This window comes from Halorubrum californiense DSM 19288 (assembly GCF_000336875.1).
Taxonomy (GTDB): domain Archaea; phylum Halobacteriota; class Halobacteria; order Halobacteriales; family Haloferacaceae; genus Halorubrum; species Halorubrum californiense.
In genome coordinates this window covers 134,176-155,534 of the sequence record NZ_AOJK01000041.1, presented here as the reverse complement: position 1 = coordinate 155,534, position 21,359 = coordinate 134,176, and the positions used below count along the sequence as shown (strand labels likewise).

Annotated in this window: 22 protein-coding genes and 2 pseudogenes; 14 read left to right on the top strand and 10 right to left on the bottom strand. The window is 69.7% G+C overall.

What is annotated here, in order from left to right; translation table 11 throughout:
- Positions 1-19 precede the first annotated feature (19 nt).
- The 3 genes from C463_RS09330 to C463_RS09320 all read right to left on the bottom strand — a co-directional run bounded on the left by C463_RS09330 (position 20) and on the right by C463_RS09320 (position 2,969).
- Positions 20-763, bottom strand: a complete 744-nt coding sequence (locus C463_RS09330) for a creatininase family protein (RefSeq protein WP_008443031.1) — start codon at positions 761-763, stop codon at positions 20-22.
- 75 nt (positions 764-838) lie between these two features.
- On the bottom strand, positions 839-2,659 hold the full coding sequence (locus tag C463_RS09325) for a ribosome biogenesis/translation initiation ATPase RLI (protein WP_008443030.1): 1,821 nt from the start codon (positions 2,657-2,659) through the stop codon (positions 839-841).
- Position 2,660: 1 nt separating this feature from the next.
- Positions 2,661-2,969 carry an EMC6-like membrane protein gene (locus tag C463_RS09320; RefSeq protein ID WP_008443028.1) on the bottom strand — a complete coding sequence of 103 codons (309 nt, stop codon included), beginning with the start codon at positions 2,967-2,969 and terminating at the stop codon, positions 2,661-2,663.
- Between the two features lie 305 nt (positions 2,970-3,274).
- On the opposite strand from C463_RS09320, the gene C463_RS09315 reads away from it, so the two are divergent.
- On the top strand, positions 3,275-3,556 hold the full coding sequence (locus tag C463_RS09315) for a MarR family transcriptional regulator (RefSeq protein ID WP_008443026.1): 282 nt from the start codon (positions 3,275-3,277) through the stop codon (positions 3,554-3,556).
- A 95-nt stretch (positions 3,557-3,651) separates the two neighbouring features.
- Here C463_RS09315 and C463_RS09310 read toward each other — a convergent pair whose 3' ends face one another.
- On the bottom strand, positions 3,652-3,957 hold the full coding sequence (locus C463_RS09310; RefSeq protein WP_449271961.1) for a DUF7536 family protein: 306 nt from the start codon (positions 3,955-3,957) through the stop codon (positions 3,652-3,654).
- Positions 3,958-4,099: 142 nt separating this feature from the next.
- Here C463_RS09310 and C463_RS09305 point away from each other — a divergent pair, with 142 nt between their 5' ends.
- Positions 4,100-5,074: a C-terminal binding protein gene (locus C463_RS09305; protein WP_049905743.1), complete on the top strand. Its 975-nt coding sequence runs from the start codon at positions 4,100-4,102 to the stop codon at positions 5,072-5,074.
- 30 nt (positions 5,075-5,104) lie between these two features.
- Here C463_RS09305 and C463_RS09300 read toward each other — a convergent pair whose 3' ends face one another.
- Positions 5,105-5,968 (bottom strand): DUF6663 family protein, encoded by an 864-nt coding sequence (locus C463_RS09300; protein ID WP_008443021.1) that lies wholly within the window; start codon positions 5,966-5,968, stop codon positions 5,105-5,107.
- 121 nt (positions 5,969-6,089) lie between these two features.
- On the opposite strand from C463_RS09300, the gene C463_RS09295 reads away from it, so the two are divergent.
- Positions 6,090-6,779, top strand: a complete 690-nt coding sequence (locus tag C463_RS09295) for a methyltransferase domain-containing protein (RefSeq protein ID WP_008443020.1) — start codon at positions 6,090-6,092, stop codon at positions 6,777-6,779.
- A 26-nt stretch (positions 6,780-6,805) separates the two neighbouring features.
- On the opposite strand, the gene C463_RS09290 is transcribed toward C463_RS09295, so the two are convergent.
- Complete coding sequence (locus C463_RS09290) at positions 6,806-7,252, bottom strand: type IV pilin (RefSeq protein ID WP_008443019.1); 447 nt, start codon at positions 7,250-7,252, stop codon at positions 6,806-6,808.
- Between the two features lie 109 nt (positions 7,253-7,361).
- The gene (locus tag C463_RS09285; RefSeq protein ID WP_008443018.1) at positions 7,362-8,687 is read right to left on the bottom strand and encodes a DUF7094 domain-containing protein; all 1,326 of its coding nucleotides are present in this window, start codon (positions 8,685-8,687) and stop codon (positions 7,362-7,364) included.
- A gap of 181 nt (positions 8,688-8,868) precedes the next feature.
- On the opposite strand from C463_RS09285, the gene C463_RS09280 reads away from it, so the two are divergent.
- The 10 genes and pseudogenes from C463_RS09280 to C463_RS09245 all read left to right on the top strand — a co-directional run bounded on the left by C463_RS09280 (position 8,869) and on the right by C463_RS09245 (position 18,575).
- Positions 8,869-10,158: a helix-turn-helix transcriptional regulator gene (locus tag C463_RS09280; protein ID WP_008443017.1), complete on the top strand. Its 1,290-nt coding sequence runs from the start codon at positions 8,869-8,871 to the stop codon at positions 10,156-10,158.
- Positions 10,159-10,302: 144 nt separating this feature from the next.
- Positions 10,303-11,091: an electron transfer flavoprotein subunit beta/FixA family protein gene (locus tag C463_RS09275; RefSeq protein ID WP_008443010.1), complete on the top strand. Its 789-nt coding sequence runs from the start codon at positions 10,303-10,305 to the stop codon at positions 11,089-11,091.
- On the top strand, positions 11,091-12,038 hold the full coding sequence (locus C463_RS09270) for an electron transfer flavoprotein subunit alpha/FixB family protein (RefSeq protein ID WP_008442996.1): 948 nt from the start codon (positions 11,091-11,093) through the stop codon (positions 12,036-12,038). Before C463_RS09275 ends, C463_RS09270 begins: the two co-directional genes overlap by 1 nt.
- An 83-nt stretch (positions 12,039-12,121) precedes the next feature.
- Positions 12,122-13,045: a DUF5995 family protein gene (locus C463_RS09265; protein WP_008442993.1), complete on the top strand. Its 924-nt coding sequence runs from the start codon at positions 12,122-12,124 to the stop codon at positions 13,043-13,045.
- Positions 13,046-13,153: 108 nt separating this feature from the next.
- Positions 13,154-13,408 (top strand): hypothetical protein, encoded by a 255-nt coding sequence (locus C463_RS09260; protein WP_193365863.1) that lies wholly within the window; start codon positions 13,154-13,156, stop codon positions 13,406-13,408.
- Between the two features lie 109 nt (positions 13,409-13,517).
- Positions 13,518-13,889, top strand: a pseudogene (locus tag C463_RS19645) (AAA family ATPase); the annotation flags it as partial.
- On the top strand, positions 13,863-15,848 hold the full coding sequence (locus C463_RS09255) for a replication factor C small subunit (protein WP_239638875.1): 1,986 nt from the start codon (positions 13,863-13,865) through the stop codon (positions 15,846-15,848). The pseudogene C463_RS19645 and the gene C463_RS09255, both read left to right, overlap by 27 nt.
- A gap of 460 nt (positions 15,849-16,308) precedes the next feature.
- Positions 16,309-16,842 (top strand): metallophosphoesterase, encoded by a 534-nt coding sequence (locus C463_RS09250; protein ID WP_008442987.1) that lies wholly within the window; start codon positions 16,309-16,311, stop codon positions 16,840-16,842.
- Between the two features lie 426 nt (positions 16,843-17,268).
- A pseudogene (locus tag C463_RS19920) lies at positions 17,269-17,400 on the top strand (DUF7859 family protein); the annotation flags it as partial.
- Complete coding sequence (locus C463_RS09245; protein ID WP_008442985.1) at positions 17,400-18,575, top strand: inorganic phosphate transporter; 1,176 nt, start codon at positions 17,400-17,402, stop codon at positions 18,573-18,575. The pseudogene C463_RS19920 and the gene C463_RS09245, both read left to right, overlap by 1 nt.
- A 37-nt stretch (positions 18,576-18,612) precedes the next feature.
- On the opposite strand, the gene ygfZ is transcribed toward C463_RS09245, so the two are convergent.
- The 3 genes from ygfZ to C463_RS09230 all read right to left on the bottom strand — a co-directional run bounded on the left by ygfZ (position 18,613) and on the right by C463_RS09230 (position 20,809).
- Entirely contained in the window at positions 18,613-19,770 is a 1,158-nt protein-coding gene (gene ygfZ / locus C463_RS09240; protein ID WP_008442984.1) for a CAF17-like 4Fe-4S cluster assembly/insertion protein YgfZ, read from the bottom strand.
- A gap of 47 nt (positions 19,771-19,817) precedes the next feature.
- Positions 19,818-20,117: a DUF6432 family protein gene (locus C463_RS09235; RefSeq protein WP_008442982.1), complete on the bottom strand. Its 300-nt coding sequence runs from the start codon at positions 20,115-20,117 to the stop codon at positions 19,818-19,820.
- Between the two features lie 170 nt (positions 20,118-20,287).
- The gene (locus C463_RS09230) at positions 20,288-20,809 is read right to left on the bottom strand and encodes an archaemetzincin family Zn-dependent metalloprotease (protein ID WP_008442981.1); all 522 of its coding nucleotides are present in this window, start codon (positions 20,807-20,809) and stop codon (positions 20,288-20,290) included.
- Between the two features lie 39 nt (positions 20,810-20,848).
- Here C463_RS09230 and C463_RS09225 point away from each other — a divergent pair, with 39 nt between their 5' ends.
- A complete protein-coding gene (locus C463_RS09225; protein WP_008442980.1) occupies positions 20,849-21,337 on the top strand; it encodes a UPF0146 family protein in 489 nt (162 codons plus the stop codon).
- Positions 21,338-21,359: the final 22 nt, after the last annotated feature.

Genomic DNA, 21,359 nt, shown 5'->3' with positions numbered 1-21,359 from the left:
ATCGGATCGCGGCGGCCCCCTACCACCCCGCGTCGATGTCCTCGACGAGCGCGCCGAGTATCTCGCGCGTCGTCGCGGCGACGATCGGTTCGAGCGCGTCCGGGTCGCTGTTCGTCGGGTCACCGAGCCCGCCCAGCTCGGTCACCTCGTCGAAGTACTCGTAGCTCCGGGTGCGCGGCATCTCGTCGGCCTCCTGCGGCTCCTTCTTCGCCGTCCGAACGAGGTCCGGGCGGTACAGCTCGACGAAGCTCGTCTCGTGGTCGCCGGCGTGACCCCACCCCTCACCGTACGCCGCTTCGAGGTCCTCGCGCGCGAAGTCCGTCCAGTGGACGAAGTGGACCGTGAGGTCGGTGTCGCGCCCGAGTCGGTCGGCGGCGACCGACAGCGGCTCCCGGTTCCCGCCGTGGGTGTTCACGATGAGGAGTCGGTCGGCGCCGTGTTCGGCCACCGACTCGCCGATCTCGCGGATCACGTCGACGTACGTCTCCGTCGAGAGGGTGACCGTCCCCGGGAACCGCATGTGGTGTTCCGACTGGCCGTACGGCAGCGTCGGGAGCCGCAGCAGGTCGAGATCGAACTCGCCGGCGGCGTCGACGAGCTCCGCGGTCAGGTGGTCCGCGCGGAGCGTGTCGGTCGACACGGGGAGGTGCGGGCCGTGCTGCTCGATACTGCCGGTCGGGAGGACCGCGAAGTCGGCATCGTCGATCGCGCTCTCGGCGTCCTCCCACGTCATGCCGAACAGGTCGGCGTCGGTCTCGGGCATGGCGGAGCGTCCGGCGGCGGACGAGGAAAGGTTCGGGGTAGCGGCGAGGGCGGACGGGTCGTTTCTGCGACCGCCTCAGCCGGAGTAGTAGTACTCGCCGTCGCGCTTCTGCTGGCTGTCGAGCTGCGAGCCCGGCTTGTTGATGCGGGGGCGGCCCGTGCGCTCGTCGCGGCGGAAGGTGATGTCGAGGTCGGCGAGGAACTCGTTCATCCCGGCGCGCATCTCCTGCGGCGGCGCCGCGCGCCCGCGCTCGGCCGGCTCGCCGTCGAACACCATCAGGCGGTCGGCGAGCAGGTCGATCATGTAGATGTCGTGGTCGATCACCATCACCGTCGCGTCGTGGTTCTCAGCGTACCGGCGGATCGCGGTCGTCGCCCGCACGCGCTGTTCCACGTCGAGGTGCGCGGAGGGCTCGTCGAGCAGGTAGAGGTCGGCGTCGTCCGAGAGACAGGCGGCGATGGCGACGCGCTGGCGCTCCCCGCCCGAGAGGTCCGAGAGGTTCTGCTCCATCACGCGCTCCAGCTGGAGCGGCTGGGCGATCTCGGTGTTCCAGTAGGAGGAGCCGAACTCGTCGGTGATAGAGGAGAGGAAGGCGTCCACCCGCATGTGCCGGTCGATGTCGATGTACTGCGGCTTGTAGGAGATGTCGAGCGCGAAGTCGAGTTCGCCCCCGTCCGGCTCCAAGTCGCCGGTGAACAGCTCCGCGAGCGTGGACTTCCCGATCCCGTTCGGGCCGACGACGCCCAGCACCTCGGAGCGGTTGATCTCGCCGCCCTCGACGTGAAGTTCGAACTCGCCGTCGCCGTACGACTTCGTCAGGTCGGGGTACTCGATCAGCGTCTCGCTCCGGGAGGCGACCCGCGGCGCGTGCTCCTCGAAGGTGATCGCCGAGGGGCGAATTCGCATGTTCTCGTTGTCGAGGTACCCCTTCAGGTACTCGTTGATACCCTTGCGGACCGACTTCGGGTCGGTGATGACACCGTAGGCGCCGGGTTCACCGTACGCGACGTGGAGGGTGTCGGCGAGGAGATCGAGGATAGCGAGGTCGTGTTCGACGACGAGCATCGACCGGTCCGCGGTGTCGTCGTCCGCCAACTCGCGGATGAGCCGGGCGACGATCATCCGCTGGCCGATGTCGAGGTACGGCGTGATCTCGTCGAGGAAGTAGAAGTCGGCGTCGCGGGCGAGACACGCCGCGATGGCGACGCGCTGGAGCTCGCCGCCCGAGATGGAGTCGATGTCCTGGTCCATCACCGGGCGGATGTTGAGCCGGTCGACGAGGCCGTCGAGCGCCCCGCGCTCGTCGGTGCGCTCCAGCAGTTCGCGGGTGTTGCCGTCGAACTGGTTCGGGATCTGGTCGACGTACTGCGGCTTGCGCGCGACCGTCACGTCGCCGTCACGGAGCGATTCGAGGTAGCTCTGGATCCCCGTGCCGCGGAAGCGGTCGAGGACGCGCTCCCAGTCGCCGTCGGCGGAATAGTCGCCGAGGTTCGGGACCATCTCACCGGCGAGCGCGTGGACGGCGGTCGACTTCCCGATCCCGTTCGGCCCGAGGATGCCGGTGACGCTGCCCGGCTCCGGCGTCGGGAGGCCGTACAGCGAGAACGCGTTGTCGCCGTAGCGGTGGACCGGATCGTCGTCGAGTTCGGAGGGGAGGTTGATGATCTCGATCGCGTCGAACGGGCAGGAGTTGACGCAGATGCCGCAGGTCTCGCCTAGACAGATCTCCTCGGAGATGTGGATCTGGTCCGGGTCGCCCTCCTCGGTGTCCTCGCCCCGTTTCGTGATACACTCCTTACCCGTCCGGTTGGGCGGGCAGTCCTTCATACACTCGTAGTTGCAGCGGTCGGGTTGACACCGATCGAGGTCCACGACCGCGATACTGTCGTCCGCCATCTCAGACCCCCAGGTCGACGGCCGAGGTCAGCAGGACGGTGTAGCTGATGAACCAGAGGGTGAACGTGAGAAAGGCCACGTAGAGGTTGTCCTTGATCCCGAGGTCGCCGACGCCGACGGCCTTGAATATCGGGTACTGCGCGATGACGAACGCCCCCAGCACGAACACCGCGGTGGTGCTCGCGGCGGACGCCGGATCGGTGCCGACGTAGACGGCCGAGACGACACCGGCCGCGATCCCGGCGAGACAGCAGATGGTCGTGACGACCACGCCGCGCGCGTGGTCGGACAGGCCCGAATCGTCGCTCATGCTTTGGGATCCGCGAGCGCCCGTGAAAAGCCGTTCGTTCCGACCGTCGCCCGCGACCGCGACGGGGAGACGCCGAGACCCGGACACCGAGACCCCGAGGGCCGCACCCCGTCGGTCCGGCTCGCGGCGGCGCGGCCGAGGCGCGCGCGAGCCGAATTGCTGACTGACTGGTCAGTCCAGCGGCCACTTACCGGTGTATTCTGCCGGCTTCCGGCACAGAATTCGGAGCATTTTGCCGGTAAACACCGCTCAGACGGGGATACTCCATCAACATTTATCACCGTGTGCGGTTTCGAACCGTAACGATGGAAGGAACTCAAACGGAGGGGCTCGACGACCTCCCACCGAGCGCCAAACTCGTCTTCAAGGTGCTCGAGTACAACGGACCGTTGACCCAGAAGGGGATCGTCCAAGAGTCGATGCTGTCGGCCCGCACCGTCCGGTACGCGCTGGAACGGCTCGAAGGAATCGGGGTCGTCGACGAGGACGTCTACTTCGCGGACGCCAGACAGAACCTCTACAAGCTGACGGAGCCGGCACAGGAGTTCACCGCCGACGAGGGCGAGGCCTCCTGTACCGCCGACTGACGCGTCGCCGCCGCACGGAGTTCGTTTTTCAAACAGGGACGCCGACGACTTCGAGCGGTGCGGCTCCCTCGCGCATAAGGGTCCGGGGCGTACGGCTACTCCGGGCGCTCCGCGCCGCCCTCGCGTGCGCCGCGGACCGCCGCCGCTATCGTGAGGACGACCGCCACGGACAGCGCAGACGTCGCCGCCAGCACGAACGCGAGCAGGAGGAACCAGACGTCCGGGCCGAACAGCGGGTAGTCGCGCGTGTCGATCACCGGTCCAAGGAGTTCGAAGGTCCGGACGAGGTACAACAGGACCGCGAGCAGCGCGCCGGCCGCCGCTCCGACGCGGACGTTGCGGTAGAACGACAGCGACTCCAAGAGAACCAGCATCGGCGGCTTCGAACTGTCCTCGCTCACGGCACCCCGTACGGCCGGCGACCGCAAAGAGCCATCGGAACGCGACCCGCCGCGCGACGATCCCTCACGATCGAAACGGACGTACGAGCGCCTGACAGCGTCAGTGACAGCCGTAAAGTGGCGGGGCGAGGAAACGCCGCGTATGCCCAGAGTCGTGCTGTCGGCGTTCCCGATGATAGACCCGGAGACGTACCGCGAGGTCCTCGCCGACGCCGTCGACGAGCCGGTCGACATCGAGGTCGCGGAGCTGGGGTCGACCGACCGGCTGATCGAGGCGGCGGCCGGCGCCGACGCCGTCGTTACCGACATCAACACGCCCGTCACCGAGGCGGCGCTCGACGCCACCGACCTCGACGTCGTCGTCCGCTCGGCGGTGGGGGTGGACAACATCGACGTCGCGGCGGCGGCGGAACGCGGCGTGACGGTCACCCGCGTGCCCGAGTACTGCACCGACGAGGTGGCGACCCACTCCGTCTCGCTGCTGTTCGCCTGCCTGCGCTCGCTGAAGGCGTACGACGACTCGGTCGCCGCCGGCGACTGGAGCTGGGAGGTCGGCGCCCCGATCCGGCGCGTGAGCGCGTCGACGATTGGGCTGCTCTCGTTCGGACCGATCGCGCGGCGGGCGGCCGAACAGCTCTCCGGGTTCGGCGCCGACCTCGTCGCGCACGACCCGTTCGTCGACGCGGACGACATGGCCGACTACGGCGTCGAGAAGGTCGAGTTCGAGGCGCTGTTCGACCGCGCCGACCACGTGGGCGTCTACGCCCCCCTGACGGACGCGACGCGGGGGATCGTCGACGCCGACGCACTGGCGCGACTGAGCGAGGATTCGGTCCTCGTCAACGTCAGCCGCGGCCCGGTCGTCGACGCCGACGCGCTGCTCGACGCGCTGGAGGCGGGAGATATCAAGGCCGCCGGGCTCGACGTCCTCGCCGAGGAACCGCCGGAGGACGACCCGCTCGTCGGGCGCGACGACACCGTGGTCACGCCGCACGCGGCGTGGTACAGCGAGGAAGCGAGAGACGACCTGAACCGGAGCGGCGCCGCCGACGTGGCGGCCGTCTTGAACGGCGAGACGCCGGACGGCCGGGTCGACCCCGACGCGGACTGGCTGTAGTGCGGCGGTAGTCCGCGAGAGAGGAAGGGCCTACAGCCGGTCGAGCGCGTCGAAGTCGTCGCCGCCGTCGAGGTCGTCATCCCCGTCGAACTCGCTTCCCTCCCCCGAGTCGTCCGAGGCGTCGGAGACGACGGAATCGCCGCCGTCGCCGTCGGGGTAGTTCGCGTCGAGCCCCGCGGCGAGGCCGGCGCCGAGGTCGTAGGTGTCCCGGACCGTCTGCGCGAGGACGCCGTCGCGGTCGAAGACGACGTAGACGGCGACGAACTCGTGTTCCGCGGGGCGTAACACGAACACCTCCCGCGGGTCGTCGTCCTCCCGCGACTCGTTCACCCGCGCGACGAGGGGTTCGATCGGGAGCCGGCCCGTGCGCACCTCGTCGAAGGTGTCGCTGCCCGGCGCGTCCGCGAAGAGGTACAGCGCCCCGTTGGGGTCGCCGTCGTTCGAGCGGGTCGTGATCGAGCCGACCGGCTCGCCCTCGGCGCGGATCTGCTGCCACGTCTCGACGGCCGCCTCGAACATCCCCTCCACCTCGTCGGCGAAGCGGAACCGCGTCTCGCGGACGACCTCGACGTCGCGGAAGCGCGCGGAGCCGTCAGTCCACGCCAGCGTCGCGTCGACGACGAAGCCGGCCCGGAGCGCCTCGACGGCGTCGGCGAGGTCGCCCTCGTACCCCTCGGCGGTGGCGTAGAGGGGGTCGAAGCGGTCCTCGGCGTCGGGGTCCGTCGGGTCGACCGGGCCGTCGGCGAGTTCGACGAGGACGAACTCCTCGTCGCCGTCGACGCCGGACGAGTCTGTCCCGTCGTCGACCGCGTCGGTCCCGCCCGAGCCGTCGTCGATGTCCGGCCGCTGGCGGCGGTCGTGGACGCGGAACCGGCCGCTCGTCGTCGGGTCCATACCCGTCGGTGGGGCGGCGGGCGGAAAAGCCGGTCGGAAGCGTGTCGGCGCGGCCATGGACGTTCGGAACCTCCTCGCGGATCCGTGTCGTTATTGGGCCGGCGACCCAAAGAACCGGTAAATGGGGATCCTCGAGGACAAGTCGAACGCCCGGCTCTTCTACAAGTACCTCTCGAAGGTGTACGACCAGATCAACTCCTTCAACTGGAACGAGGAGATGCGCGCCGAGGCGCTCTCGTGGCTGGAGTTCGGCGACGACCCGACGGTGCTCGACGTCGGCTGCGGCACCGGGTTCGGCACCGAAGGGCTGCTCGAACACGCCGACGACGTCCACGGGCTGGACCAGAGCATCCACCAGATGGAAAAGGCGTTCGAGAAGTTCGGCAAGCACGACCGGGTGAACTTCTACCGCGGCGACGCCGAGCGGATCCCGTTCCGCGACGACACGTTCGACGTCGTCTGGTCGTCCGGCTCCATCGAGTACTGGCCCAATCCCGTCGAGGGGCTGCGCGAACTCCGCCGCGTCGCGAAGCCGGGCGCACAGGTGCTCGTCGTCGGCCCCGACTACCCGCACAACCCGATCCTCCAGCGGGTCGCCGACGCGATCATGCTGTTCTACGACGCCGACGAGGCCGACCGGATGTTCGAGGCGGCCGGCTACGAAGAGTTCGAACACCACATCCAACAGGCGACGCCGCAGAGCCCGCGAGCGATTACGACCGTCGCTCGCGTCCCGGGCGGCGAGGAGACGGACGACGAGACTCGGTCGACCGTCGCCGATGCGGATCCCTCGGTGCCCGACGCCAAGTAACGCCGAGGACGCCGGCGCAGACCTTCTCACCCCGATTCGACGAACGCCTCCAGCGTCGCGACCGGCTGGCCGTCGGCCGTGATTTCGACCGTGACCCGCCGGCCCGGTTCGAGCGTCGGGTCGTTGGTGTCCGCGACGCGGAACGTCGCCGTCTCCCCGGCGCGCAGCGCGTCGTCGCCCGCGGAGTTGAACGGGCCCGTCGGGCCGGGGTGGAAGCCGGCGGCCGAGAAGAACGGGACCGGCGGCTGTTCGTCGAGCGGTTCGCCGTCGACGCTGACCCGGATCGTCACCGCGGAGACGTCGATCGGGTCGCCGCCGCGGTGATCGATCGCGATCCGGTCGTCGGTGGCCGACAGCGACAGCACCGCCGACGGCGGCACCGTCGCGCTCGGACCGTCGAGCGCCGCGGCCGCGACGCCGCCGGCCAACACGACCGTGATCGCGATGAGCAGCACGCCGGCGACGGGCGCCATCCCTCGGGCGCGACGAACGACTGGTGACACGGCGGCAGTGCGACGGTTTCTGATAAAAGGTTCGGGCGGGAAAGAGTCGGGCCGAAAAGCGACGCCCCGAGTCGGGCCGTCACTCGTCGTCGACGGGCCGCGGCGTCGGGAGGGGTTCGATATCGCCGAGGACGACGACGCGGGGCTCGTCGACGACCGTGATGCGGTACGTCTCGGCCGGCGAGAGCGTCCGGACGACTCCCGCCTCGTTCGTGGTCCCGATCGACTGACTGTCGTTGCCGCCGACAGACTTGGTGACGGTAACGTCGGGGACCGGCTCGCCCGTCTCGTCGTCGAGGACGGTCACGGTCACCGGGCCGCCGGCGTAGGTCCGTTCGACGGTGACGTTGAACCCGTCGCCCGTCGCCGCGACCGGTTCCGTGTCGGGGAACGCGGACAGGTTGATGCGCTGGTGTTCGACGAACGCCTGCTCGGTCCCGCCGCTGACGAACGTCCGGAGGGTGCCGATCTCGTGCGGGATGGTGATCCGCTGGACGGAGCCGGCGCCGAACGCGTCGGGTTCGCGGAGCGCGGCCGTCTCGGGGTATGCCGCCTCGGTTATCTCGATCGCCGCGTCGTTCGAGATGTCGCTGCCGCCGCGGTCCCAGCGGTCGGTCCGGAACACCTCGCGGACGTACTCGCCGTCGACGACGGTGGCGAGTACGACCGCGCCCTGACTCGACGCGACGTACAGCTCGTTCGGGGAGGACTGGCCGCGGGCGGTCGCGAGCGCGTGGTCGCGGACCGGCCCCTCGTACACCTGGAGCGCCACCTGAAGCTCGTCGAGCCGGCCGGGCGAGCTGAACCCGTCCGTCGACTCGGCGAGCGCGTCGATCGCGTCGAGCCGCTCGTCGTACTCGCGGGCGGTCGCGGCGACGCGAACGAGTTCGTCGACCAGTTCGCGGTCGCTGATCTCGCCGGCCGCGTGCGCGCTGAATGCGTTCGACTGGCGGCTGGACAGCGCCACCTCGGCGCGCTCGACGCGGTTGATCTCCGCGAGGATCTGCTGTTGGCGCTCGACGCCCGCCTCGGCGCGTTCGATCCGGTCCACGACGGCCGCGGTCTCGAAGGCGGCGTCGGCGTCGGCGGTCGCGAACCCGAGCGACGACCCGATATCGGGACCGCGGGTGTATCCGCTGACGCGCGTCGCCGCCCCGCGCGGCGTCGACAGGGTTCGGAGCGTGAGGTTCGTCGTGTCGATCTGCGGCGTCGTCTCCCCGGTGGCGGTCGGTTCCGAACCGGCGGACTGCGGGGAGCCGGCGGAAACGGCCGAATCCGCGGACAGTGGGGAGTCGACCGAAACGGCCGAATCCGCGGACTGCGGGACGGCGCCGGGCGCGGTGACGCCGGCGACCGGGGCCACGAGCAGCAGGGCCGCGACCGCGGCGATCGGGAGGGCTCTCATCGTCTTCGGGTTCGACCCGCGATATAAAAAGTCCACCCACTGCGGTCGGCGGGCGGGTCGTACGGGCGGGCCCCGCGGACGCGCCGCCCGGCCGGGGTTGGATCAGTGATTCTGCTCGGTTTCGTGTCAAAAAATATCGTATGGAAAGCGTTTTGCCCGGCGCGCGAGTGGCCCGAAACGTATGCGGAACCCCGCCTTTCGCGCGCTCTTGGTCGCTGTCGTCGCGCTCGCGCTGATCGCGAGCGTCGGCGGCGCAGCCGACGGCGCGACCACGACCCCCTCCCCCCTCGACGTGGACGAGGTCCCGGTCCACGTGCCGGCCGTCGACGACGAACCGCGCGTCCGCGACTCGGTCGACGACCGCTCGACGACGGTCCGTCAGCAGACCGACGACGCCATCACGTCGCCGTCGACGACGCGGATCCGACTCGCGTTGAACCCCGACCGCAGCGCCGACTGGACCGTCGCGATCCGGTACTCGCTGGCGGACGAGAACGAGACGAGAGTGTTCAGAGACGCCGGCGACCGCTTCCGCGACGGCGAGTTCGGTCCCAGCGCCGAACTGTTCGAAGGGTTCCGCCGCGAGGCGAACCGCAACGTCGACCGGACGATGGCGATCGAAGACGTCGAACGCGAGGTCGTCGTCCACGAGAACCCGGACGAGTTCGACGTGGCCACGGAGGAGGCGGTCGCCGTCGGCGAACTCCGGTTGCGCTTCACCTGGACGTCGTTCCTCGCACAGGACGGCGAGAGCCTCGTCCTCGGGGACGCGCTGACGACGCCCGGCAACGAGACGTGGCTCCGCAGCCTCGAAGCGAGCCAGACGCTGGAGGTGGCGACGCCGGAGGGGTACACCGTCACCGGGACGCCGAGCAGCGCCGTGACGCAGCTTTCGGACGGTGACGTGATAATCGAGGGCCCCCAGACGTTCGGAGGGGGCGAACCCGTGGTGATAGTGTACGGGCCCGCGGGTGCGGGCGCCCCGTGGACGATGTTGATAGCCGCCATCGTGCTCGCCGCCGCCCTCGTGGCCGGGAGCGTCGTCGGGTACCGCCGGATCGGCACCGAGGAGAACGGCACGGACGAGTCGGTCGCGAACGGCGGCGGCGAAGCGGCGAGCGGCGACGGTCCGAACGCGGCGGGCGCCGGCGGCGCCGGTCCGGGTCCGGGGGGCGACGCTGGGCCCGACGCGACCGACGAGGCGGACGACGGCGACGAGGAGGACCTCTCGCTGCTCTCGGACGAGGAGCGCGTCGAGCGGCTCCTCGACGCGAACGGCGGGCGGATGCGACAGGCCGACATCGTCGCCGAGACCGGGTGGTCGGACGCGAAGGTGTCGCAGCTGCTCTCGGCGATGGCCGACGAGGGGCGCGTCGAGAAGCTCCGGCTCGGCCGCGAGAACCTCATCTCGCTGCCCGACGACGAGGACGGCGAGGGTGACGGGGAGAGTCGCGGCGCAGTCGGCGAGTAGCGCGTCGCCGCCGTGACGGAGCGACCATCGGGCAAGACGTCGACCGGACCGAGCGGCGGAACGTCGACCGGACCGAGCGGAAACCGCTGGTCCGCCGTCGTCCGTTCCGAAAACCATTACAGGGCGAGCGACCGAGTATCGATCATGAAGGTTCTGGTGACCGTCAAGGAGGTCGCGGAGGCGGACGACGACTTCGCGATCGAGGGGACCGACATCGCCGAGTCCGACCTCGAGTACGACCTCAACGAGTGGGACGACTACGCCGTCGAGGCCGCCGTCCAGCTCGCCGAGGCCGGGATCGCGGACGAGGTTGTGACCGTCACCGTCGGCCCGGAGCGCGCCGAGGAGACGATCCGCATGGCGCTCGCGAAGGGCGCTGACCGCGCGGTCCGCGTCTGGGACGACGCGCTCGACGGCGGGTTCGCGGACGTCGCCTCGAAGGTCGCCCTGTTCGAGGCGGTCGTCGCGGAGGAGGAGCCGGACCTCGTCCTCGGCGGCGTCCAGGCCGCGGACACCGGGTTCGGCGCCACGGGCGTCGCGCTCGCGGAGCGGATCGGCTTCGAACACGCCGCGGTCGTCAACCACCTCGACGTCGACGCGGACGCGGGCGTGGCGCACGTCCACCGCGAGCTGGAGGGTGGGGTCGAGGAGCTGACCGACGTCGACCTCCCGGCCGTGTTGACCGTCCAGACCGGGCTCAACGAGCCGCGGTACGCGAGCCTCCGCGGGATCCGGCAGGCCCAGCGCAAGGAGATCGCCGCGAAGGACCTCTCCGACCTCGGCTTGACCGCGGACGACATCGAGAGCGCGCTCACGATCACCGAGATGTACGAGCCGGAGAGCGAGTCGGACGCGGAGATGATCGAGGGCGACGCCGGCGAGTCCGCCGGTCGCCTTGCTGAGGTCCTCCGCGAGAAGGGGGTGGGCGCGTGATGTCCGACGTACTCGTCGCCGCCGAACACCGCCGCGGCGCCCTCCGAGACGTCACGTACGAGGCGATCACGGCGGGACGAGAGCTCGCCGACGCGCGCGGCGGCGACCTCCACGTGGCCGTCGTCGGCGGCGACGTCGACGGGTTCGCGGAGGACGTTAACCGCGAGGGCGTCGACGCGGTCCACGCGGTCGAGGACGGCGAGGAGTTCGACCACAACGCGTACCAAGCGGCGGTCTCGACGCTCGCGGACCGGCTCGACGTCGGCGCGGTGGTCCTGCCGAACTCCGTCAACGGCCTCGACTACGCGCCCGCGCTCGGCGAGGCCCTCGGCGTCCCGATCGTGACCGACGCCGTCGGGATGGCGTACGACGACGGGCTCACCGTCACCCGCGAGATGTACGGCTCGAAGGTGGAGACGACCGTCGACGTCGCCGGTGACCGGTTCGTCCTCACGGTCCGCGGCGGCGAGTGGCCGCCCGCGGAGGGGGTCGGCGACGCGGCGATCGAGGCGGCCGACGTCGACATCCCGGAGTCGGGCGCCCGCGTCACGGGCTTCGAGGAGGTCGGCGGCGGCGACGTCGACATCGCGGACGCCGACGTGCTCGTCTCGGTCGGCCGCGGCATCGAGGAGGAGGAGAACCTCGAACTCGTCGAGGAGCTCGCCGACGCGCTCGGCGCGACGCTGTCCGCCTCGCGGCCGATCGTCGACAACGGCTGGCTGCCGAAGAACCGGCAGGTCGGCCAGTCGGGGAAGGTCGTCACGCCGGACGTGTACATCGCGGTCGGCATCTCCGGCGCGGTCCAGCACGTCGCCGGGATGAAGGGATCGGACACGATCATCGCGATCAACACCGACCCGAACGCGCCCATCTTCGATATCGCCGACTACGGGATCGTCGGCGACCTCTTCGACGTGGTGCCCGAACTCATCGACGAGTTCGCGTAGGAGACCGGTTCCGCTCCGGCAGCAACGTTCTTTGACTCCGGCGGAGTACCGGCCGGACAGACGGCGTCCGCCGTCGGTTCCCGATGATCCCGATCCGCACCGCCGCCCCGACCCTGACCGAAGCCAAGGCGCTGCTCGCCGGCCTCCGACGGACGGCCGACGTCGACGCCGACGCGGTCGTCGCGGAGCTGGCGGGCGAGGAGCCGGACGCGGGGCTGCTCGATCTGGCCTCGGAGCCGTTCGCGTCCGTCGACGACGTCGCCGAGCGGCTGGCGCGGACCGAGTCGTACCTCCGCGAGCGCGGCGACCGGCGCGCGGTGTTTCTCACGGTGTACAGCCGGATGACGGCCGCCGTCCGGACCGCCATCGACGACGGCGCGTTCGTCGATCCCGAGTGGGCGGCGTCGTACCTCGTCGCCTTCGCGGAGCGCTACCGCCGGGCGCTGGTCGCGTTCGAGCGCTGGGCGTTCGACTCGCTCCCGCGGCCGTGGCTGATCGCCTTCGCCGCCGCGGCCCGCGGGGAGACGCTCGTCGCGCAGGACGCCCTGCTGGGTATCAACGCGCACATCACCTACGACCTCACGTACACGCTCGGAGATATCGGGATCGACCCGGACCGCGACGCCAAGCGCGAGGACCACGACCGGATAAACGCGATCCTCGCGCGACTCGTCCAGACGGCGCAGGACGCCCTCGTCGAGGCGTACGCCGCGGTCGGAATCGCCGGGATCGACCGGCTGCTCGATCCACTCGACGACCGGCTGGCGCTGCTCGGTCTGCGAGGAGTCCGGGAGTTCGCCTGGCGGAACGCCGTGTTACGTGCCGATCTCCCCGACTGGGTCGGCGAGCCGTACGTCGACTGGCGGACGGAGACCGTCGCGACGGGCGCCGCCGCGGTCGTCGTCGCGCCTGAGTTCGACGCGGCCGAGAGCGCGCGCCTGCGGGACGCGGAGGCCGACGCGGACGCGGTGACCGCGTTCGGCGAGGCCGTCCGGCGGCGGATGTAACGGCCCCGCGAAGGGTTCGAGCGGTGCCACGACGTAACGAACCGCGACCTCGGACGAGCGTCTGCCAAGGGAGAAACACCTATCACACTCGTCGCGGATATGACGATTATGCCACATATTCGAGGAACGATCCACGGCGTCGCCGCGATGGTGATGCTCGTGGTGGGGTCGGTGCTGACGAACACGATCCGCGAGGAGTACGAACTGTTCGCGCAGTTCGCCGCGACGACGACGCACCTGCTCGTCGACGTCGCGGAGCTGCCGGTGTCGCGGGAGATCGCCGAGGTGGTCGTCCCCCTCGGCGTGCTGATGGGCATCTGGGTGTTCGCCTACGAACTCCAGCGGCTCTCGCGGAGCGACTGACGGCCGCGCGACGCGACGCAGTCGATCCGGAGCGCCGCGTCGCGCGGCCGCGATCCGGATCGGCCGAGTCTCGGTTCGTTTATCACCCCGCCGACCCTCAGATCGGGCAATGAGCGAGGCCGACGAGCAGCAGGCCGCGACCGCCACCGGCCGGGAGATCTGGATCGAGAAGTACCGGCCGCAGACGCTCGACGACATTCACGGGCAAGAGGAGATCGTCGAGCGCCTCCAGAGCTACATCGCGCAGGACGACGTGCCCCACCTGCTCTTTTCGGGGCCTGCAGGCATCGGGAAAACGACCGCGGCCACCGCCATCGCCCGCGAGATCTACGGCGAGGACAACTGGCGGGGGAACTTCCTCGAACTGAACGCCTCCGACCAGCGCGGGATCGACGTGGTGCGCGACCGGATCAAGGGGTTCGCGCGCTCGTCGTTCGGCGGCGACTTCCGGATCGTGTTCCTCGACGAGTCCGACTCGTTGTGTGTGCCGCCGGGAACCGAGGTCGTCACGGGGTATCCGTCGAAGCCCGAGGTAAAACCGATCGAGGAAGTGAGTGGAGAAGGAGAACCGATCCCGTCCGTCAATTTCGAGACCAACGAGATACAGTCTGACAACGGGAAACTCGTCGACTCTGGTACTGCGGACTTCCTCGAAGTGGAGTTAGAGGACGGTCGAACCACGGTCGCGAGTCCGACTCACCCGTTCTTTGTGGTCGGCGAAGACGGAAGACTCGTAGAAAAAGAGCTCAGGGAACTGTCACCGGGTGACGAAATCGCGGACTTCAAAGATGATATCGGGGTCTCGAAGTGTGAGATCTGTGAGTCGTGGACGGCGGGACGGTTCTGTTCCATGGACTGTAAGGATGAGGGCCACAGCCGAGAGATGCGCGGGGACGGAAACCCGATGTACGGAACCGAGTGGTCCGACGAGCGTCGGAAAAAGATCGTCGACAAGCTCTCCGACGGCCGGTTTGCCGGTAGTAACAACCCGAACTACGACGGGGAGTTCCACGGCGTCAACGTGTGGGAAATGGACGAGGAGACGGTGGAGCGAGTCCGCGAGACGATCAGCGAGATGCGGTCGGGAACGTCGTGGGAGGAGTGGGTCGTCGACGCGGATCCCGACGAGGTGAAAGCAGACATCGGTGCGGCCACGGTCGAGTGGTGGGAAAGCTTGGACGACGACGAGAGACAGGCGGTAATCGACAAGAGCGTCGAAAACTGCGACTATCCCGTCTGCGACATCACCGGCGACAACAATCCGATGCGTGACCCGGAGGTCGCCCAGAAAGTCTCGGAGGCGTTGAAGGGGCACGAACCAACCGGAGGCGAGAACATCAGACACAGCGACGAACTCGGACATCTGGTTCGATCCGACTGGGAGTACGATGTCGCGAAGGCGCTACAGGAGGCAGGCATCGAGTACGAGTACGAACCGGCGTTTGAGCTGTCTGACTCCGTATACCATCCCGATTTCCTACTCGGAGAGACGGTGATCGAGGTCAAGGGAGTCGCCGAGCTGTGGGGACAGACCGAGAAAGTCGAGGAGTTCCTCGAAACGTACGGAGACGAGTACACGTATGTCGTCGTCGGCGACGGCGCCATGCCTCACCACGAACATTACGAGAAAGAGGAGTTCGAACCGGCGGTCGTCACGGACGGCGGAGTTCAGAGCGTTCAGACGGTCGCGATCAACAGCATCGAGTACAGCCATCGCGGCAGGGCGTACAACATCAGCATGGAAGGGACGCCGAACTTCATGCTCGCGAACGGTGTGTTGACCCACAACACTGACGACGCACAGTCAGCGCTCCGCCGCACGATGGAGCAGTTCTCCGACAACACGCGCTTCATCCTCTCGTGTAACTACTCGTCGAAGATCATCGACCCGATCCAGTCGCGGTGTGCCGTCTTCCGGTTCTCGCCGCTATCGGACGAGGCGGTCAGCGGGATGGTCCGCGAAATCGCGGCGGCCGAGGAGATCGAGGTGACCGACGCGGGCGTCGACGCCCTCGTCTACGCGGCCGACGGCGACATGCGCCGCGCGATCAACTCGCTTCAGGCGGCGGCGACGACCGGCGACGTCGTCGACGAGGAGGCGGTGTACGCGATCACGGCGACCGCCCGCCCGGAGGAGATCGAGTCGATGGTGACCGACGCGCTGGCGGGCGACTTCGCGCGGGCGCGCTCGACGCTCGACACNCGCGCCATCAGAGATGTGTATAAGAGACAGCTCGACACGCTGCTCACGGAGACGGGGATGGCCGGCGGCGACGTGATCGACCAGCTCCACCGCTCAGTCTGGGAGTTCGACTTGAACGAGCGCGAGGCAGTGCGGCTCATGGAGCGCATCGGCGAGGCCGACTACCGGATCGCCGAGGGCGCGAACGAGCAGGTTCAGTTGGAGTCGCTGCTCGCAGCGCTCACCTTGGACGAATAAACTGGTTCCAAGCCTCTGCTCGTTTTCTCACGAGCCGTTGACCGCGGATCGGGAGTGGACACCGCCGAAGCCCCAGTCGCTCGGCGATAATTGAGTGTCCGTAATGTGGCGGTGAACGGCTCCAAAGCCCCAGCCGCGAGGACTCGATGGGCTCGTTGCGCGCTTCAGTCGCTCGCTGCGCTCGCTCCCTCCAGTGCGTACGTCGCCCGTCTTCGTCCTCGCGGCTGCCCCTGTGATTCCCGCCCCGCACAGCACCGCAGCCTCACGCCTCCCCAACCTCGTCGGCCGGCCTCCGCTTCGCTCCGGCCGCCCGACTCCCTCGCGCGTGCGACTCGCGCCCTCCGGGCGCTCGTCGGCACGCAGGGAGGCGCGACGCGCCTCTTACAGCCGGCAGCAGAGCCGCCGGCGACGCCACCGCAGTAGGCGCGCTTTTTAAATCACGGCGGCGACGACGGTCGGTATGCTCGTCGTCGTCTCCGACACGCACGCACGCGAGGAGTCGAAGCTTCAGGGACGGACCGCGGCGGCGGTCCGCGAGGCGGAGCTGGTGATCCACGCGGGCGACTTCTATCGCGAGCCGGTCTTGGACGCGTTTCGGTCGGCTGCCGCCGGTCTGCGGGCAGTCTACGGGAACAACGACGACGCGGCGATCCGCGACCGGGTCCCCGAGGTGCGGACCGTCGAGTACGCCGGGGTTCGGTTCGCGGTCACGCACCGCCATCGGAGCGGCGACACGGGCCTCGTCATGCTCGGTCGCGGCCGCGACGCCGACGCCGTGATCTGCGGCCACAGCCACCGCCCGCGGTTCGACGACTCGGGCGGGCTCCCGATCCTGAACCCGGGCAGCCACGCGCAGCCGCGCGGCAACCGCCCGGCCCACGCGGAGCTGACTCCGAGCGAGCGAGAGCGCGGAAACGCGCTGGAGGGGGAACTGGTGACGCCGGCGGGCGACTCCTTCGAGACGTTCCGTATCGAGGGCGGCAGCGCGGAGTAACGGAGTAGGCATCGGAGCGGACAGCGAGAAGCGAGCGGAGCGCGTCGCCGCTGCGTCGGCGGGGACCGATCGCGACGCCCCGCGGACGGCCGAACCGGCCGACGGTCGTGTGCGCAGTGGTAGACCCGGATCGGTGCGGGCGCGGGTGCGGCGCCGGCGGTCGGACGGGGCGGCCGGGGAGGGGTTCCGGGCAGGGATGGGAGGGAGCGGCCGCGAGTCCGACCGGCCGGCGGGTCGGCCGGCGCGTTCGAGCGTGTGAGGGCCGAAGCGGGGGTCGCGACTACACGTAGTGCGGGTACCGACATATACCTGGCCGAGAGACAAAGGCGCGTTTTAGTCATCGGTCCGATCGCCCGCAGACGGACCGGCTCGGCGGAGCGCGACCGCCCACCTCGAAACTTATAACCCCGTGCCGACGGATTCGAGCGTATGCTCCCGGTCCAACCGCTGTTCGTCCTGCTGTTGGTGGGTCTTCTCGGGCTGTTCTTCTTCGGGTTCCTCCTCGTCCGGCGCACGGTGAGGGGGTTGAACGAGGGCTACAACGACGGGCGGAACTGATGGTCGTCGTCACCGCCGCGACGCTGCTCGTCGCCGCCGCCGCCAGCCTCTTCATGGCGTGGTCGATCGGGGCCGGCTCCTCCGGGTCCACCCCGTTCGCACCCGCCGTCGGCGCGAACGCCATCTCCGTGATGCGCGCCGGCCTGATCGTCGGGGTCCTCGGGCTCCTCGGCGCGATCCTTCAGGGCGCGAACGTGACGGAGGCGGTCGGGACCGAACTGATCGGCGGGGTGACGCTCACGGCGGCGGCGGCCATCGTCGCGCTCGTCACGGCCGCCGCGCTGGTCGCGATCGGCGTCTTCGCGGGGTACCCGATCGCGACGGCGTTCACCGTCACCGGGGCGGTCGTCGGCGTCGGCCTCGCGCTGGGCGGCGACCCGGCGTGGCCGAAGTACGCCGAGATCGCGACGCTGTGGGTGCTCACCCCGTTCGTCGGCGGCGGCGTCGCCTACGGCGTCGCCCGGATGCTCATCGGCGAGTCGCTGCCCGAGCGACCGCTCACGGCCGCGCTCGCCGGAGTCGTCGGCGCGATCCTCGCGAACGTCGGATTCGCGCTGCTCGGTCCCGCCGGCGAGCAGGCCTCGGTCGCGAGCGTCCTCGGGGCGGACCTCGGGATCGGCGGCGCGGGGCTGCCCGCGGTGAGCCTCGCGATCGCCGCCTTGGTCACCGTCGCGGTGTACGCCGACCTCGGCCGCGACCGCGAGGGCGCCCAGCGGCGGTTCCTGCTCGCGATGGGCGGGCTCGTCGCGTTCTCGGCGGGCGGGTCGCAGGTCGGGCTCGCGATCGGGCCGCTCGTCCCGATATTCAGCGACGTGGGCGTCCCGCTGTGGGCGCTGCTCGTCGGCGGCGGAGTCGGACTGCTGGCCGGGTCCTGGACGGGCGCGCCGCGGATGATCAAGGCGCTCGCGCAGGACTACGCCTCGATGGGCCCGCGGCGGTCGATCTCGGCGCTCATCCCGTCGTTCGCGATCGCGCAGACCGCCGTCGCCTTCGGGATCCCCGTCTCGTTCAACGAGATCATCGTCTCCGCGATCGTCGGCGCGGGCTACGCCGCGGGCGACGCGGGCGTGAGCCGGAAGAAGATGGGGTACACGGTGCTCGCGTGGGTCGGGTCGCTCGTCGGCGCGTTCACGCTCGGATTCGTCGTCTACTCGGCGGTCGACCTCGTCGTGTGAGGGGGCTCCGGACCACTCCCGACCTTTCTTGTCCGTCTTAGGTCCGCAGTTCCGGATACGTCGGCAGCCGCGCGGACGCCGCGCTTCCGTCCACGAACGGGAGGTCGACGGCGGCCGCCGGGACCTCCTCGCCGTCGACGCGGACGGTCACCCCGCCGCGGTCAGCGTCGAACGCGACGAGCGCCAGCGCGACCGGTACATCCGTTGCGGGGCCGACCGCGGTCCGCGTCACCTCGCCGATCGCCTCGTCGCCGTCGAAGACGGCCGCGCCGGCCGCAGGGAGCGCGTCGTCGATCCCCTGCGGGTCCGCGTTCGCGTCGAGGTCGGCGACCGCCTCAGCGACGCCGTCGAGTTCGAGCCCGACGAGCCGGCGGCTCGGTCGCCCCTGATTCTCCACGCGCGAGACGACCTCCTGGCCGACGTAACACCCCTTGTCGAAGTCGAGGGCGTTCCGGAGGCCGAGCACGTTCGGGACCGTTCCGGCCAGTTCGTACTCGAAGAGGGGCGTGCCGGCCTCGGTCGCGAGCGCGTCCCACGTCCGGTAGCCGAACGGCGCGGCGTTGAGCCCGCGGTTGATCAGGGTGTCGAACACGTCGCCCGCGTCGGCGGCCGCGCAGACGATCTCGTACCCCTCCTCGCCGAGCGGCGCGTCCGTCGCGATCACGGTGACGCCGGCGTCGACCATCGACCCGCGGACGAAGGAGAGCGGCCCCTCCGGCGCGCCCGGGCCGCCGAGGACGGAGGCGACCTTCTCGGTCGACTTGGGGCCGTGGACGCCGAACACGCCGAACTCGTCGGAGACATCGTCTATCTCGACGTCTTGGATGAACACGTTCTCCGCCCAGTCGGCGGCGACCGACTCGACCCGTTCCGGGGGGAGGAAGACGAGCAGTCGCTCGTCGGCGTTGTACACGTACATGTCCGTCTCGATCCCGCCCTGCGGGTCGAGTAGGAGGGCGTAGGTTCCCTCGCCGTCCGCGGTCGGGACGCGGTTCGAGACGGCGTTGTCGACGAACTCGACGCGGTCGGCCCCCCTGACGGCGAGGACGCCGTACCCCATCTCGATCACGCCAGCGATGTTGCGGACCGCTTTGCCGACGCGGACGGGCTTCCCGTAGTGATCGACCACCTCGCGGCCGCCGCGGTCGCGATACACGGCGTCGTGCGCGTCGTGGGTGCCGGAGACGAGCGTCATGGTCGGAGGGACGCGAGCGAGAGCCAAAAGGGCGCCGTCTCCGGCGGCTACAGTCCGAGACGGTCGCGGATCGCGTCGACGAGACTCTCCGAGGGGTCGTCGTCCGGCGCCTCGGGGTCCGGAACGACCCGGTCGTGGGCATACACCCGGACGCGCTCCTCGGACTCGACGGTGATGAGCGAGTCCTCTTTCAGCGCCGAGAGCGCCTCCTCGACGGCGTCGATATCGGCGTCGACGGCCGCGCGCAGTTCGAGGACGGTCATCCCCTCGTCGCCGCGGTCGACGAGCGCGTCGAGCAGCGCGACTTCGACGTCCGGCCGGTCGCGGTATTCCGGCTTTGCGGCCATGCGTGGCCCTTACACGGGGCGGACTTTACGTCTACCGGCGACGGGAGAGAGACCCGGCGTCACGGCGGGAGAGAAACCAACGTCGGGGGAGAGAAACCAACGTCGGAGCGGGGGAAGCGACGAGCGGGGCGATCGGGCGACGCTCGTCGACGAGCGAGGAGGAGGGGAGATCAGCGAACGATCCGAGAACAGGTGCCACAGAGGTTCTCCTCTTTCACGTCGACCTCGCGGACGGTCGGGGAAAAGGACATCACGCACTTGCTGTTGTCGCAGTGTTCTAGGCCGAGGGTGTGGCCGATCTCGTGAACGACCTCCTTGCGGACGCGGTCGCCGAAGACGTCGGCCGCAGGCTTGGTCGAGACGCCGCCGTCCGAGGAGGTGCGGAGACGGTGGGTGGAGATGACGGAGCCGCTGCCGTTGAGGTATGCGAGCCCGAACACGTAGTTCCGGCGGCGGTAGTAGAGGTCCTCGGGCGTGATGCCGATGTTCTTCTCGCCGCCGCCGACCCGCGTGACCGTCTCGATGAGGTCCTCGGCGCGGTACTGGTCGCGGTCGGCGTCGAACGCGGAGTCGGGGATCGCCTGATCGTCGTGGACCGTCACGTCGCAGTCGTATACGGAACGCAGCGCACCGGAGGCCTCCCGTTTCACTCGGGGGGTGACCTCCCCGACCGGGACGATGTCCACAAGCATGGAATCGCTTTTGACCGCCGCGGTCATAAAGGCCGCGCCGTGGGCCAACCACCGCCGTCGGAACGGGCGCTCGTCGCCGCGCTCGACCGATACGAGCGACTGATCGAGGTCGGCATCGGGCGGCGCCCGGAGGTCGCTCGCGCGCTCGCCGAGCGCGCCCGCGAGGTCGTCGCCGTCGACGTCGGCGTGAGCGAGGCGGCGCGAGACGCCGCGACCGAGACCCGGGCGTCGACCGCCGGATCGCTCCGCGTCGTCACGGCGGACGTGACGGCGCTTGCGACCGACGACGACCGGGCGATGCGGGACGGACTGGGACTCGGCGCAAGCGGCGAGGCCGACTCGGACGCGCTCGCCGTCGACGCCGTGTACGCGCGGAACCTCCCCGCGGAACTCCAGCGGCCGACCGTCGCGCTTGCGGAACGGCTCGACGCCGCCTGCCTGTTCACCACGCTCGGCTTCGAGGAGCCGGTCGTCGACGTCCGCCGGCGGTCGGGGGAGTCGGAGACTGTCGTGTACGTCGCCCGGTGATCGTTGCGTCCGTCACCTGATG